Source organism: Clostridium tagluense (genome assembly GCF_003865095.1).
Classification (GTDB): Bacteria; Bacillota; Clostridia; order Clostridiales; family Clostridiaceae; genus Clostridium_AD; species Clostridium_AD tagluense.
In genome coordinates this window covers 73,980-89,705 of record NZ_BHYK01000004.1, presented here as the reverse complement: position 1 = coordinate 89,705, position 15,726 = coordinate 73,980, and the positions used below count along the sequence as shown (strand labels likewise).

The window sequence follows — 15,726 nt, the reverse complement described above, 5'->3', positions numbered from 1 at the left end:
AATATGAATAAGAATAAGGCTACGGCAATTGTACTTACTCTTTGTTTATCAATTGGGTTAACTGCGCCATCAGTCCAAGCTAAAGTGGATGATGGGAAAATTGATTTATACCAAACGTTTTCTAATAAAGCAGATCAAATGAAAACTGGGGTAGGAAGCCGCATATATAAGTGGTCTATGCACCTGCCTGATGATGGGATTGTTTTTAAGTCAGATAGAGCAAATATTTTCAATATGGCAACAGCTAGTTATAAGTCTGGGGTTCAATTACAAGTGGAGAAAAACAAGGATGAGCTATCATTGGAAGAGTTACTATATAAAATGCAAAATGCTACATCAAGGGATTTATATAGGGTTGAACAGGAAAAAGAATTGCTTATAAACATTGCTAAAGATAGTTCAGGAGAAGAATATATTCGTATAATTAAATCTAATCCATTTATAGATTATCTTTTAGTGGACGAGGCAGCACAGCAGTTAGGAGAATATGTGGAAAATAGAATTTATATAAAAAATAATTATATATACAATTTAACAATAACTATGAAAGGTGATTTTTATAGAGAGCATAAAGAAATGTTTGATAAATTAACATCTTCTTTTAAACTTTCTTTTGATGAGAAAAATGCATTTATTAAAGAATTATCAGACTCAGTTAGTACAACTAGAGAATATAAAAATACAAGCTATGGTTGGAAAATGATTATGAGTCCTTACTGGAGAGTGGAAGGAATACCTAATGCACGTACTCAAAAATTTACCCCAGTGTATAGCGATGAGGAGCTAGAACAGGTAGAAAAGAAAGTTAAAAATGATGAAAAAGAATTTAAAGTACCAGAAGGAGTATCTGTTAGCTTAATAAGTTCAGCAGGAAAAGATGAAACTGCTTCAAAATGGGCAGCAGAAGAAATACAAGTATTAAAAGATAAGTATAATAGTGAAGTTTATGAAATACTTAGAAATGAAACAAAAACACAGGCAAATATTAATGTTCATCATGTAGTAATTCGATATAAAACAGTTACTAAAAATCAGTATATTGTACATCAATTGTATGTTGTGGGAAATGGATATAAATACTTAGTGACTGCTACAATGAAGGAAGAGCAGTATAATGATGCAAAAAAGAAAAATGCTTTTGAGAGTATGATAAATTCATTTAGCTTAGACAAAGAGGGTATAAGTGAATATTTAGGTGAAATTATTACAGCTAAGTCTTTAATAAATTTAAATGATTCAAAAGAAGTAAAAATGAAAAAGTATGATTTTGGAACAAAATTAACGAGAAGCTTTAATATTTCTAGAAATGGATATAACTTTAATGATAGCTATTCTGGTATTGACTTATATGCTGATCCAAACTATAGAGGGGATATCAGTAACAATGAGTGTCTTAGTGCACTTGAACCCACTAGTAATATACGTGTAGATATGTATTCAGGACTTGATACAAAGGAAATGAGTGAAACTATTAAAAATAGGCTTGAGATCTACTTAAAGGATGACGAAATCCATATGGGACTGGCAAATATCAAGATTCAATCAGGTGAATACAAGGGGGCGAAACTATATTATATCGAAAAAGAATATGATTTGAATGCTATTAAGAAATTCGTAAAAGAAGATGAAACCAAGATATATGATTTAGAAAGCTTAAAAAACCAATACGAGTATATCATAAAAACAGGAAAAGATATTTATACTGAAAGCATAACTCTACCCGTTTCTAATATGACATCAAACAACAAAGCTAAAGTAAATAGCATATGGGAAAATACTACTATAAGTAAAATAAATTATAGTAAAGCAAGTGTTCAATGGAAGCAGCACAATCTTTCTGAATTTGATAAAGAAAAAAATAAATAAGATTTAGAAGACAAAAGACAGGGTGAGATTTACACCTTGTCTTTTGTCTATTTTATTTATTTTCGTGTGCCTAAATTTTTTATTAGTTCATATGAGACATAGCTCCAGAGATAAAAGGAAGAAGCCAAATAATCCAAACTATTATACTGAATTTATGGAATTTTAATATCATATTTTCATCTTTCCGAATAAGAACCACTGCGGCCCATATAGCGTGAATAAGCATTAGGGCTATAGCTATAACACCAGTAATTCCATGTAAATTAAAGCCTGAGACTACTGCATATGAACTGCTTGCTATACTTTCCATAAGGAGTGTGCCAGTTGTATCACACACGAGGCCAAGTAGGAATAAGCCCAAATGCCAAGGTTTAAGAGTTCCTTGAAGTTTCTCACTCCAAACACCGATGGTATAAAATACAAGAGCTAAGGTTATAAAAACAATTGCATAAATTAACATATTTACATCCTCCATTTTTTTATATATTTAGAATTTAAAAATAAGATTTTTTACAACATTAAATTATATGAACCATGTTCATATAATTTTAAAAGAATATCTTATATTACTTTCTAATATAAGATAAAAAAACTACTAAATTCTCAAATTGTCATATAGCTCATCAAAACTTATAAACTTGTGTTTGTTAAGATACATCAAGTTAGAAATAATAAGTTCTGCCAGTTTATAAGAAGAAAGAGTGGAGATTATATTACCCTTAGATTTTTCAATATCTAGCAGTTCGCTTATTTTAGTGTATAGAACATCATACCTATTAGCTTCTCTACATCTATAATCATTTCCACTAAGCATAGCCATTTCATAAAAAATTGGTATGTAACTATTTACAAATATTCCAATGGATATATATATTTTTCTGATTTTTTCTTTACAAGGCTCATTGGTAAGTTTTAAGTCCTCTACTAGATCAGATACTTTTTTCCAATCTTCTCTAAAGATTTCGGTTACAAGTTCTTCTTTAGTGGAAAAATAATTATAAAAAGTACCTGTGCCAATATTACAACTTTTAGCAATTTCTCTTATGCTTAAATCTTTAAAATTTTGATTTAATAGAATATTTTTAGCTTCTAAGAGTATAGTTTCTCTTAAATTTTCGATAACTTTGGGCATATTGTCACCTCTTTTATGAACTGTGTTCATTATATCATTATTATTTTAATAGTTCAAGTATATCAAAAATATATTAGCATATTTGACTTGGTATTTATTTTCAGCCACCTAATTGTAAAATTCATAAAAAATCCTATTGAAATTTAGATAACCTTGCAGTATACTAAATATGAAAGCGGTAACATATTTCAGAAAATTAAGTATTTAATATAGCATACTTAGGTTATGCTGTAATACTTGTATACTGGATTATAAACTAAGCTTTATATTTATTCAGAGTCCTGTAAGCGTTTTCTCTAATGTGAGGAGGATTAAAATGACAGTGACAATAAGTGATATTGCGGTAAGGGTTGGAGTATCCCATGCAACAGTATCAAGAGTTTTAAATAGTTCAGGTTATGTAAAGGATGAAACAAGAGAAAAAGTTCTAAAGGCAATAAAAGATCTAAATTATACGCCTAGTGCTATAGCTAGGAGCTTGTCTACAAGTAAAACTAATACTATTGGAGTTATAGTTCCGGATATAAACAATCTATTTTTTGGTGAGATAATTAAAGGCATTACTGAAATTGCTGATGATAATAACTTAAATATAATTCTTTGCAACACTGATGAGAATAAAAATAAAGAATTAAAGGCTATTAATGTTCTTAAAGAGCAAAGGATTCAAGGTCTCATTATAACGCCAACTTTCTATAGGAACTCAGACAATAGTGAAAACTTAAATGTGCTTAAGAACCTAGGAATCCCAATAATTTTAATAGATGGTCATGTTGAATATCTGGAATTTAGTGGGGTTTTTATAGATCACATAAAGGGCGCTTATGATGGAACCCTTGCTTTAATAGAAGCGGGTCATAGAAAAATGGCTATAATTACAGGAGACATGAAGTCTAGACCAGCAAAAGAAAGATTGCTAGGATATGAAAAAGCCTTAGAAGCTAATAATATCCCTATAGATAATGAAAATATCTTTTATGGTGATTATACACAGCAGACCGCTTATGAAATTACAAAGAAAATATTGAAAATGGACAATAGGCCTACTGCTATTTTCGTAAGTAGCAATACCATGATTTTAGGGTGCATAAAAGCTTTATATGAAGAAAAGATAAATATACCGCGTGATATGGCTATTATAGGCTTTGATAAGGTTGATGTTTTAAATATAATAGGTATGAATATTAGTTTTGTTAATGGTCCGTCCACCGAACTTGGCAGAATTGGTATGAAAATGTTACTAGAAAATCTGAATAGCAAAGAGCCCAGGTCAATAAAAAGACAAACCGTTTTGCCAGAGCTTATTTTAAAAGGATCAGAAAAATATATAGAAAAAAATGAGAATAAAATAAATTTATAAAATATAAAGGAGAAGATTAATATGAAAATGGAACAATATATAGACCATACACTATTAAAACCACAAGCAAGTGAGGAAGAGATTATAAAAGTTTGTGCTGAAGCTAAAAAATACGGATTTGCTTCAGTGTGCGTTAATGCATATTACGCAGCACTGGTAAGTAGTGAGTTAAAAGGAAGTAACGTAAAAACTTGTGTCGTTGTTGGATTCCCATTGGGTGCTACTACTAAAGAAGTAAAAGCATTTGAAGCTAAGCAAGCAATTGAAAATGGTGCAAATGAAATAGATATGGTAGTTAATGTTGGGGCTATAAAATCAAATAAATATGAGGTAGTAAAAGAAGACATCAAAGCGGTTGTTCAAGTTGCCAGTGGACGCGCAATAGTAAAGGTAATAATAGAAACTTGTCTTTTAACTGATGCAGAAAAAGTTAAGGTGTGTGAAATAGCTAAAGAAGTTAACGCAAACTTTGTAAAAACTTCAACAGGATTCTCAACAGGCGGAGCAACAGTTCATGATATAAAATTAATGAGACAAACTGTTGGACCTGACATGGGAGTTAAGGCTTCAGGGGCGGTAAGAACAACTGAAGATGCAAAAGCTGTTATTGAAGCTGGTGCTAGTAGAATAGGGGCTAGTAGTTCTATAGCAATAGTTGAAGGAACTAAGGATTCAAATTCTAATTATTAAATTGGAACACATGCAAAAAAATAAATAATTAGGAGTTGAGTATTATGAGAATGTACGATTTAATAATGAAAAAAAGAGATGGCGACGAACTTACTACAGAAGAAATTAATTTCTTTGTAGGTGGATATACAGATGGAAGTATCCCAGATTATCAAGTTTCAGCGCTGCTTATGGCTATATATTTTCAAAAGATGAATAAGAGAGAAACAGCAGATTTAACAATGGCAATGGTTAATAGTGGTGATACTATTGATTTATCTGCTATTGAGGGTGTAAAAGTTGATAAACATAGTACTGGTGGTGTAGGGGATACAACTACACTAATACTTGGACCTATTGTTGCAGCAGCTGGAGTACCAGTTGCTAAAATGTCAGGAAGAGGACTTGGACATACCGGTGGAACTATTGATAAGCTAGAAGCTTTTGAGGGCTTCTCAGTAGCCATGTCCATTGAGAAGTTTATGCAAAATGTAAATGGAGTTAAAATTGCTATAGGCGGTCAAACTGCTGATTTAGCACCAGCAGACAAAAAGCTATATGCACTTCGTGATGTTACTGCAACTGTTGATAATATGTCTTTAATTGCAGGAAGCATAATGAGTAAAAAAATAGCTTCAGGTGCAGATGCTATAGTACTTGATATAAAAACAGGTAGCGGCGCATTTATGAAAAATGAAGATGATGCCTTTGAACTTGCAAGGGAAATGGTTGATATAGGAAATAACGTTGGTAGAAACACCATTGGTGTAATAACTGATATGGACCAACCATTAGGATTTGCAGTTGGTAATGCACTAGAAGTAAAAGAAGCTATAGATACATTAAAAGGTGAAGGTCCTGAAGATCTTACAGAACTTTGTTTAACCTTAGGAGCACATATGCTTGTACTAGGAAAAAAGGCAAAGGATGCACAGGAAGCAAGAAAAATACTTAAAGACATTATAAAATCAGGAAAAGGTCTTCAAAAATTAAGAGAACTTGTAGTAGCACAAGGTGGAAATCCAGCTTATGTAGATGATGCATCATTATTCCCGGTGCCGGCTATTGTAGAGGAAGTTATATCAAATGTTAAAGGCTATGTAAAAGCAATAAAAGCGGATGACATAGGAAGAGCAGCATTAGTGTTAGGCGCTGGCCGTGAAACTAAAGAAAGTATAATAGATTTAGCAGTGGGTATTGTTCTTCATAAGAAAATCGGTGATTTTGTAAAGAAGGGCGAGGCTATTGCAACTATTTACGCAAATGATGCGCAAAAACAAAAAATATCAACAAAAATGGTATTAGATGCGTATGAAATAGTACAAGAAGAAATAAAAGCTAAACCATTAATCAAAGGTATTGTTACAAAAGATGGTATAACAAGATATTAATTAAATATTTTAGAAAGTAAGAATAGAGGGTATATACCTTCTATTTTTACTTTCTTTTTTTTTAGCGGGCTGAGAAAAGTATATATTACGTAAATTGTATTCGAACAAGCGTTAGTAATTCTTAATTAATTTTAAAGAAAGATGCGTTAAGAAAAGTGCATGTTTGAGCGCAACCGAGTTTGCACTTTTTAGCATCTTTCTTTAAAATTAATTTAGAATTACTCAGCGAAGTGAGATACAATTGTAGTAATATATACTTTTCTCTTTTTTAATTGAGTTAAAGTGTACTTTCGAGTTACAATGTGTATAGGATTTAAGGGGGGGCGTAGATGATGAATATTCTAATTGTAGAAGATGAACAGGATATAAGAGAATTGCTAGAGATTCATTTATCAAAAGAAGGATATAAAATTTTTACAGCAGAAGATGGAATGCAAGCCTTGGATATATTTCAAAATAAAGATATAGATATTGCACTACTTGATGTTATGATTCCGAAAATTGACGGATTTAATGTTTTAAAAAAGATTAGAGAAACTAGTGAAATACCAGTAATTTTTATAACAGCAAGAGAAGAAGAGTCGGATAAAATCTTGGGTCTTGGACTAGGTGCAGATGACTATGTTATAAAACCTTTTAGTCCTATCGAAATAATTGCACGGGTTAAGGCTCAACTGAGGCGGTATTATAAATATTCTAATAAAGCTCATAAAACTGTAACAATAGTTGGGGAGTTAATGCTGGACAAGGAAAGTTGTAGCATTTATAAAAACAATATAGAGCTAGCTTTAAATCCAAAGGAGTATAGGTTACTTGGGTTTATTTTAGAGAATCCCGGAAAGGTATATACTAAAAAGCAACTATATGAAATAGTTTGGGAAAACCCCTATTATGGAGATTCCAATACTATTATGGTGCATATAAGTCATATTAGAGAGAAGATTGAAGATGATCCTAAGAATCCTAAATATTTAAAAACTATAAGAGGCATTGGGTATAAAATGGAGCAGCATCATGATTAACAGAAAAAAAGTAAAAAAAATAGCTACATACTTTAAAAGCAAAAAAATGGAGACTCAATTATTTAAAAATTACATCCTGTTTTTGATTATTTTAATTGCAATATTCCTTCTAACTATGGGATCCTTATTGTTTTATTTCTCTATTAATTATATGGGCGCCACAAGAGATAATACTAAAGCCTTATATATTATAAAGGAAAATTATAAGGATATTAATGTTTCAAATTTTATAAAGTATAAGGGTTATGTGGAAGTGCTTGATAAAAACCTAGTTATTGTTATGGAAAATGGAAGTAAGCATAAAATCGGATTTAAATACTCACAGAAATATTATAAAGATATGATTACTAATAATTTAAAGGATGGCTATTTTTATACTAGTAAACATGGGGAGAAGGAAGATTTTATTTTAATTACGGCTATGCCTAACAGTATTTTTGACACATATGCTTGGGGACTTGAACATAAAGAACAACTAGAAGGTGCGAATAATCATAAAAAGAGTGGGCTAACTTTTTTAAGAATATTTCCTTTTATTATATTTATATTTTTAATATCTACGATGGTACTTTATTCTAAACTTACATCAAGGATTTTTGTTAAACCCTTAAAAAAACTTTTAGAAGGGGTTAATACACTAAAAGATGGTGAATATTCAGCGCGGGTTGAAATTAATTCTTTAAATGAAATAGGTCAATTAAAGGATGCTTTTAATCTAATGGCAGAAAAAATACAACAAGAGAAATTATTAAAGAAAAAAGCAGAGAATAACAGGAAAAGAATGATTCTTAACATATCTCATGATTTAAGGAATCCATTAACAAGTATATTGGGGTATTCAGAGTTTTTATTAGAAAATGATGATGTTTTAGAAGAAGACAAAAATAAGTTGTTAAAAGTTATTAATAATAATAGTAGACGCGCAAATGACTTAATTCAAGAACTTTTTGAATTTTCACGTGTTGAAAGTACGGAATACAAATTAGATATAGTCAGTCATGACATAGGTGAATTTTTAAGAGAACTTATTGCAGGCTATGTGCCCGTAATGGAGCAAAAGGGTGTGAAATATCAATTTGATATTTCAGAAGATGAGGTAGAGTTTTCATTTGACAGAAAAAACTTAGATAGAGCCTTAAGTAATATTATACTAAATAGTATGAAATATAATAGCCCTGGGATTACTATTAGCATCAAATTTTTAATGGATGCGGGAAAGCCTGTAATTATTATTGAAGATGATGGAATAGGAATATCTAAAGAATTTGAGGGGAATATTTTCGATCCTTTTGTTAGAGTAGATACTACAAGAAATTCGAGAAATGGTGGTACAGGCCTTGGGCTTGCAATATCAAAGTCTATAATTGAAAAGCATGGTGGAAACATATGTTTAGTGCAGGATAAAGGTAAAGGTTGCAAATTTATAATCAGATTGTAGGAGGAAGAAAATGAGTGATAAGTATGTGCTTACCATAGATTGTGGAACACAAAGTATAAGGGCACTTATCTTTGATAAAAATGGCACATTGCTATGCAAGAAGAAAAGAGAATTTGAACCTTATTTTTCTAATTACCCAGGCTTTGCGGAGCAGAATCCGGAGGTATATTGGGATAATTTATGTATAGTATGCAAAGAACTTAAGGAAGACTGTAAGGAAATTTGGCAAAAGGTAGAAGGAGTGGTTGTAACAACCCTGAGAGATACATGCATTAACCTTGATAAAGAGAACAATGTACTAAGACCTGCTATCCTCTGGCTTGACCAAAGAATAGCAGATAATGTTGCAGAGTTTTCAAATATAGAAAATTTAGCCTTTAGGGCTATTGGTATGAAGCAAGCTATTGATATCTCACAAAAAAAAGGAAAGGCTTATTGGATAAAGCAGCACCAACCAGAAATTTGGGAAAAAACAGATAAATATATCCTTATTTCAGCGTATTTTCATTTTAAACTTACGGGGAAAATCGTAGATTCAATAGCCAATCAAATAGCACATATTCCCTTTGATTATAAAAACAAGTGTTGGCCTAAAAGTAATACAAGTTATAGATGGACGCTTTTTGGAATAGAAAGAGAAAAACTGCCACTACTTGTAAATCCAGGGGAGATAATAGGGCAAATAACAAAGGAAGCATCAGAACTTACAGGTATAAGACAAGGAACTATTTTAATAGCTGGCGCTTCAGATAAGGGTTGTGAGACTTTAGGAAATGGATGTTTAGACACTGGGTCTGCAAGTATAAGCTTTGGTACTACAGCCACAGTACAAACTACATCAAAGAAATATTTTGAACCTATAAAGTTTATGCCCGCTTACCCTTCTGCTGTGCAAGGACATTATAATCCTGAGGTGGAAATATTTAGAGGATATTGGATGATAAGTTGGTTTAAGAGTGAATTTTCTATGAGAGAGATGAAGGAAGCCTTGGGCAAGGGCATATCACCAGAATCCCTTTTAAATGAGAGATTAGATGAAATACCACCAGGCGCTCACGGCCTAATCCTTCAACCTTACTGGGGACCGGGACTGAAAATGCCAGATGCAAAAGGTGCAATAATTGGTTTTGGAGATGTGCATACTAGGGCACATATTTACAGGGCAATTATAGAAGGTATTAATTATGCATTGCTTGAGGGTATTGAAAAAATAGAAAAAAAATCAGGTGAAAAAATAGTGGAGATTGCAGTTTGTGGAGGTGGGTCACAAAGCGATACTATTTGCCAAATAACCGCTGACATGCTAAATAGAAAAATATATAAGGGTCAAACCTATGAAATATCAGGACTTGGAGCATCAATTATAGGTTACGTAGCCTTGGGAGTATATAGCTCTTATGAAGAGGCTATAAAACACATGTTTAAAAGGACAAAGGAGTTTACTCCTAATGTTTCTAATGCTGAGATCTACAGAAAGTTATATAAGAAGATATATACAAAAATTTATCCTAGTCTTAAGAATTTATATAAAGATATTAAAGAGATAACAGGATATCCAAAACATTAAATTTTATCTTATCCAAAGGGTTTTAGACTTAAGTGTAGAAATATTATATATGAGTAGTTTTAACAAAATAAATAATTCATTTACTATACGTTTGATATTGAAAGGAGAAATAAAATGTTACAAAGAATTAAAGTGAATTTAGAAGCGGTAGAGGCTATGCTGTATTTTTGGATGGCTGCAAGTGAAAAAGAAAATGTAGCAGAAAAATTTTTCTACGACGTAGCTGATATGCCAGGACTCTCCTGTGCCTATGATGAGGAATTTAATGGGGAATCAGTAAGAAGAGCTTTAAGTGCAATAAAGAATAGGGAGCCTTTTGCTGGAAACAAGAAGGAGCTAAAGTTTTGGAACAATAACATGTGGATGATGGAGGATTTCGAATATACAAATGCAATGGCGTCTCCTGTAAAGAAACTTAACTTAGATAATCTAGTAGGAAAACTGGCGCAGCTTGAAGGTGCTAATAAATATGATGAAGTAGAGGTTATATTTTCACCATTGCATTCAGATGAGTATATAATTACAGGAAATAAATTAGTGGTTAATTTCTTTAGAGTAAGGCCTGATTTTGCAGGGGATAAAACATATATTGGAGAGATTGAACTTAATGAATACATAGAAGAAAAACTAAAGGAATTAATAAATAAATGATAATCAATATAGGAGTTAATGTAATGTTGGTATTTTTTGTTTCATAATTTATATTCTTTAGTAGGTTTAAAAGCCTATATTATGACTAATGTATTTGTAATAATATAGGCTTTTTTTGTATTAATCATAGTTTTTGTGATAAACTTATAAAGTTAAATACATTAGGAGGAGATTAGTTGGATAAATCAAAACAATTAGGAGAAGAAAGTATAGGTAAGTTACTTATGAAGTTCTCTATCCCAGCAATTGTAGGCATGCTAGTTAATGCACTATATAATGTTGTAGATAGAGTGTTTATAGGACATATAGGGGGAGGCATAGGAAAAATTGCCCTAACAGGAGTTACGGTTACTTTTCCCATTTCTACTATAATTATGGCTTTCGGAATGCTAGTGGGAATTGGAACTGCTGCACTTATATCTATAAAGCTTGGGCAACAAAAAAAAGAAGAGGCAGAACATATTTTAGGAAATGCCCTTACCCTCATTATTATAACCTCACTTATAGTAACTGCTGTAGGGCTTATATTTTTAGAACCCATGTTACTAAAATTTGGAGCTAGTAGTGAGACTTTACCTTATGCCAAGGAGTACATAACAATAATACTTATCGGTGTAATCTTTCAAAACGTAGGTTTTGGATTGAATAATACTATACGATCTGAAGGAAATCCACGAATAGCTATGTTTACCATGTTGATTGGTGGAATATTAAATACAATTTTAGATCCTATTTTTATTTTTGTTTTTCATATGGGAACTAGAGGAGCAGCTATAGCAACTGTTATTTCACAAGCTGCAAATACTATATGGGTATTATACTATTTCTTTGGTGGTAGTAGTGTATTAAAAATACGTTACAAAAATCTAAAATTAGATTTTAAGGTTGTAAAGAGTATTTTTGCTATAGGTATGTCTCCGTTTTTCATGCAAATAGCGGCAAGTGTAGTAACTATTATTTCTAATAAAAGTTTATTTAAATATGGTGGCAATTATGCAATAGGAGCCATGGGAATTATTACGAGTATAGTAATGATGGTATTAATGCCTATTTTTGGAATAAATCAAGGATCCCAACCGATTATTGGATATAACTATGGAGCTAAAAAGTATAATCGTGTAAAGAAGGCTTTAAAGTTGGCTATATTGTCAGCTACAATAATTACTACAAGTGGATATATAATTATACAGTTATTTCCGAAACAACTTATAAGCATATTTAATAATGATCCAGAACTAATAGGAATAGGAATTCATGGCATTAGAATATATCTATTTATGCTTCCTATAATAGGCTTTCAAATAGTTAGTTCTAATTATTTCCAAGCTATAGGTAAAGCTAAAATATCTATATTCTTAGGCTTAAGTAGGCAAGTGATAATCCTTATACCATTACTATTTATACTGCCAAGATTCTATGAATTAAATGGTGTATGGATGTCAGGGCCTATATCCGATGCATTAGCATCAATTTTAACAGCAATATTCTTATTTGTGGAAATTAAGCATTTAAATAGATTACATAGTGAGGATAATGAAGTAGCGATATAAGGCACATTAAAAAAAATAGAAAAAATAGTAATGTATGATTGTTACTATTTTTTCTATTATAGAAAAGTACTATTTTTTATTATCAATTTTATAGAGTTCCTTCTGAAGGGTTTTAATACGGGTTTCTATTTTCTTTAAGGTATTGCAATAATCTATTAGGGAATCGTCAATGTGTTTATCATTTTTGAAAATTGTGTATAATTCCTTTCCCATATCTTTGTAGAGATCATCCATACTATTCTCCTCAGAATGAATTTTATATTTAAGTTTAGAGATTTCAATAAGATTTTCAGATTTGTTTGAGATAACATCAAACCCATTGCTTATAGAATTTTTTATTTTGTTTAAATTATGCGATGAAGGCATAATATTTCCTCCTTTATGTTATTATTTAACTAAATGGATAGACTTAATAATATATTATTTAATGTAACGTATATATGTTACTAAAAAATGTGATTATGGTAATATAAAGGTTTTGTATAAATTAAATGTAGAATTTATAATCTTAATATGGTGGTGATAATGTGAATAATAAAGAAAAACCAATAGGATTTTTTGACTCAGGGGTGGGTGGAATAAGTGTTTTAAAGGAATCTCTAAAAATACTGCCCAATGAAGATTTTGTGTATTTTGGAGATTCATTAAATGCGCCTTATGGAACTAAAGATGTAAATGAAGTTAAAAAATTGACTTTTAATGCAGTAGATTTTCTTTTGGGAAAAGGGGCAAAAGTAGTAGTAATTGCTTGCAATACTGCCACTAGTGCAGCTATAGATGACCTTCGAGGAAAATATAAGGACATACCTATAATTGGTATAGAGCCAGCCCTAAAGCCTGCTGTAGAAATAAGTAGGGGTAAAAGTATAATTATTATGGCGACTCCAATGACACTTTCTGAAAAGAAGTTTAGTAATTTAATGAAGAGGTACAATAAAGAAGTAAATATGATATCTCTACCTTGTGCGGGCCTTGTTGAATTAATAGAAAATGGAATTATAGAGGGAGATCAAATCCAAAGTTATTTAAGAGATAAGTTAAAAGAGTTTATAGGAATAGACCTTGCATCTATAGTACTTGGATGTACTCATTATCCATTTATAAAAAAGGAATTAAGCAAAATAGTTGGAGAAGAAACAATTATAATTGATGGAAGTGTAGGGACTGTAAATCAACTAAAAAGGCAACTTACTCTTAATAATATGTTAAATGAAAAGAAAACAAAGGGAATTGTAACTATATATAATTCTGCTACTTATAGCAGCTCTGCTACAAGTACCAGTTCTGCTATAAATAGTAATATGATAGATTTAAGTTATACTTTATTAAAGTCATAAATAGATTTTAATAATGTATACATGTAAAAATATTTTAAAACTAAATTAAGTATAGCAACATCACCACTAGGTGAATACACTAAATTAGGCACATAAAAATAAATAACAAGCCAATCCACACTAGCATACCGACTTGTTATTTGTTTATTTTTGCCTTATATAAAAAAGCATCGGAAATAAGGTGATGAAATGAAAGTATTCAAATTAGAAAAAAACAATGAACATCACATAGGTCATGATATATTTAACATGAAGATTGAAGAAAGAAAAAAAATCAATTGTATAATAATCAATAATCCAGTGCAAAGTAATTGTTTGTGTGTTATAAATCATCTAGTATGTAAATCTGAAGAAAATAAAAATATTGCACATCTAATCATTGCAAGTGAGGATAAGCAGGTAGAAGATATAACTAGATTTGGTAGTTTAAATGTTGGCTACGAGTATGATCGAGCAGAAGCTTCTGGTAATTTAGAGATAGATATAGTTAATATTGATAAAAATCGAGAGATAGATATGCTAGAGGAACATTTTTTAATAATACTTCCAGGAGGAAATATTCATATAAAACTCGAGGAACCTCAGGAAAAGATGATGTTGAAAATAAGCCTGAGTCAACAAGTTATTTAAGCCATTATTGGTTAAAGCATCTAAAAAAAATGACTAGGGTTATATACGAGTTATTTTTTTAGGTGCTTAATATATAAAAAATAGTAAATACTATAAAATGTGATATAATTTATAATGAATACATAATAAAAGGAGAGATAAATATATGAATCCAATAGTAACAATTAATATGGAAAATGGTAATATCATAAAGGCAGAATTGTACCCAGAGGTTGCACCTAACACAGTAAACAATTTTATTAGTCTTATAAACAAGGGGTTTTACAATGGAATTACTTTCCATAGAGTAATTCCAGGCTTTATGATTCAAGGTGGATGCCCTGAAGGAACAGGAGTTGGCGGACCAGGATATTCAATAAAAGGCGAGTTTTCTACTAATAAATTTAAAAATGATTTAAAACATTCAACAGGTGTTTTATCAATGGCTAGATCTAATGATTTAAATTCAGCAGGAAGCCAATTTTTTATTATGGTAGCTAATTCTCATCATTTAGACGGAAGCTATGCAGCTTTTGGAAAAGTAACAGAGGGTATGGAGCATGCTTTAGAAATAGCTAAGGTGGATAGAGATTTTAGAGATAAGCCAGCTAAAGAGCAAAAAATAAAAAATATGAGCGTAGAAACTTTTGATATTGAGTATAGTCAACCAGAAAAAATGTAATAAAATTATAGGTGTCTAATCCTAAAAAAATATTAAATTGAATACAGGGGGGAAGATAGTTTGGAGCTTATTAATGAAAGACTTATCCTTGCATATGGGCTAAATGACATGGAAAAAGAAAAACTTAATAGTGTACTATCAAAACAAGGTATATTACCTTGCAAAGTAATGGAGAAAAACCTGGGCGAACTAACAATTAAAGAAATATTGTGTAACATAGAAGCTAAGGAAAGTAATATTGAATTACCCCATGAAAAATTACTTTTATTTAACAATTATCAAGATAAGCAGCTATATGCTCTAATTGATAGCATAAAAGAAGTTAAGGATCCTCAGACTATACTAGCCACTGTAACAAAGACATCTATAAACTGGACCCTTAGGTATCTTTTGCAGCATTTGATAGAAGAAAGAGAAGCTTATAGGGAAAGGTAATAAGACACATGGGAATA

At 30.9% G+C, this 15,726-nt stretch carries 16 protein-coding genes; 13 read left to right on the top strand and 3 right to left on the bottom strand.

Annotated elements, in window-relative coordinates; translation table 11 throughout:
- The first annotated feature begins 3 nt into the window (after positions 1–3).
- Entirely contained in the window at positions 4–1,866 is a 1,863-nt protein-coding gene (locus tag Ctaglu_RS04550) for a hypothetical protein (RefSeq protein WP_124998510.1), read from the top strand.
- A gap of 82 nt (positions 1,867–1,948) precedes the next feature.
- On the opposite strand, the gene Ctaglu_RS04545 is transcribed toward Ctaglu_RS04550, so the two are convergent.
- Together Ctaglu_RS04545 and Ctaglu_RS04540 are read right to left on the bottom strand one after the other, a co-directional pair.
- The gene (locus tag Ctaglu_RS04545) at positions 1,949–2,326 is read right to left on the bottom strand and encodes an HsmA family protein (RefSeq protein ID WP_124998508.1); all 378 of its coding nucleotides are present in this window, start codon (positions 2,324–2,326) and stop codon (positions 1,949–1,951) included.
- A gap of 135 nt (positions 2,327–2,461) precedes the next feature.
- Complete coding sequence (locus tag Ctaglu_RS04540; protein ID WP_185732589.1) at positions 2,462–2,998, bottom strand: TetR/AcrR family transcriptional regulator; 537 nt, start codon at positions 2,996–2,998, stop codon at positions 2,462–2,464.
- A 316-nt stretch (positions 2,999–3,314) separates the two neighbouring features.
- On the opposite strand from Ctaglu_RS04540, the gene Ctaglu_RS04535 reads away from it, so the two are divergent.
- The 8 genes from Ctaglu_RS04535 to Ctaglu_RS04500 all read left to right on the top strand — a co-directional run bounded on the left by Ctaglu_RS04535 (position 3,315) and on the right by Ctaglu_RS04500 (position 12,646).
- Entirely contained in the window at positions 3,315–4,358 is a 1,044-nt protein-coding gene (locus Ctaglu_RS04535) for a LacI family DNA-binding transcriptional regulator (protein WP_124998504.1), read from the top strand.
- Positions 4,359–4,379: 21 nt separating this feature from the next.
- On the top strand, positions 4,380–5,048 hold the full coding sequence (gene deoC / locus Ctaglu_RS04530) for a deoxyribose-phosphate aldolase (protein ID WP_124998502.1): 669 nt from the start codon (positions 4,380–4,382) through the stop codon (positions 5,046–5,048).
- Between the two features lie 44 nt (positions 5,049–5,092).
- Positions 5,093–6,418, top strand: a complete 1,326-nt coding sequence (locus Ctaglu_RS04525; protein WP_124998500.1) for a pyrimidine-nucleoside phosphorylase — start codon at positions 5,093–5,095, stop codon at positions 6,416–6,418.
- A gap of 332 nt (positions 6,419–6,750) precedes the next feature.
- Positions 6,751–7,440, top strand: a complete 690-nt coding sequence (locus tag Ctaglu_RS04520) for a response regulator transcription factor (RefSeq protein WP_124998860.1) — start codon at positions 6,751–6,753, stop codon at positions 7,438–7,440.
- Positions 7,433–8,878, top strand: coding sequence for a HAMP domain-containing sensor histidine kinase (locus Ctaglu_RS04515; protein WP_124998498.1), 1,446 nt, complete (start codon positions 7,433–7,435; stop codon positions 8,876–8,878). The genes Ctaglu_RS04520 and Ctaglu_RS04515 overlap by 8 nt, the downstream gene beginning before the upstream one ends.
- 10 nt (positions 8,879–8,888) lie before the next feature.
- Positions 8,889–10,445 carry an FGGY-family carbohydrate kinase gene (locus Ctaglu_RS04510; protein ID WP_124998496.1) on the top strand — a complete coding sequence of 519 codons (1,557 nt, stop codon included), beginning with the start codon at positions 8,889–8,891 and terminating at the stop codon, positions 10,443–10,445.
- 114 nt (positions 10,446–10,559) lie between these two features.
- On the top strand, positions 10,560–11,096 hold the full coding sequence (locus Ctaglu_RS04505; protein WP_124998494.1) for a TDE2712 family protein: 537 nt from the start codon (positions 10,560–10,562) through the stop codon (positions 11,094–11,096).
- Positions 11,097–11,272: 176 nt separating this feature from the next.
- On the top strand, positions 11,273–12,646 hold the full coding sequence (locus Ctaglu_RS04500) for an MATE family efflux transporter (protein WP_124998492.1): 1,374 nt from the start codon (positions 11,273–11,275) through the stop codon (positions 12,644–12,646).
- 69 nt (positions 12,647–12,715) lie between these two features.
- On the opposite strand, the gene Ctaglu_RS04495 is transcribed toward Ctaglu_RS04500, so the two are convergent.
- On the bottom strand, positions 12,716–13,012 hold the full coding sequence (locus tag Ctaglu_RS04495) for a hypothetical protein (RefSeq protein WP_124998490.1): 297 nt from the start codon (positions 13,010–13,012) through the stop codon (positions 12,716–12,718).
- Between the two features lie 161 nt (positions 13,013–13,173).
- Here Ctaglu_RS04495 and murI point away from each other — a divergent pair, with 161 nt between their 5' ends.
- The 4 genes from murI (at position 13,174) to Ctaglu_RS04475 (ending at position 15,709) form a co-directional block, all read left to right on the top strand.
- Positions 13,174–13,983, top strand: coding sequence for a glutamate racemase (gene murI / locus Ctaglu_RS04490; protein WP_124998488.1), 810 nt, complete (start codon positions 13,174–13,176; stop codon positions 13,981–13,983).
- A 189-nt stretch (positions 13,984–14,172) separates the two neighbouring features.
- Positions 14,173–14,613, top strand: coding sequence for a hypothetical protein (locus Ctaglu_RS04485; RefSeq protein WP_124998486.1), 441 nt, complete (start codon positions 14,173–14,175; stop codon positions 14,611–14,613).
- A 145-nt stretch (positions 14,614–14,758) separates the two neighbouring features.
- On the top strand, positions 14,759–15,274 hold the full coding sequence (locus tag Ctaglu_RS04480) for a peptidylprolyl isomerase (RefSeq protein ID WP_124998484.1): 516 nt from the start codon (positions 14,759–14,761) through the stop codon (positions 15,272–15,274).
- 60 nt (positions 15,275–15,334) lie between these two features.
- Complete coding sequence (locus Ctaglu_RS04475; protein WP_124998482.1) at positions 15,335–15,709, top strand: DUF3783 domain-containing protein; 375 nt, start codon at positions 15,335–15,337, stop codon at positions 15,707–15,709.
- Positions 15,710–15,726: the final 17 nt, after the last annotated feature.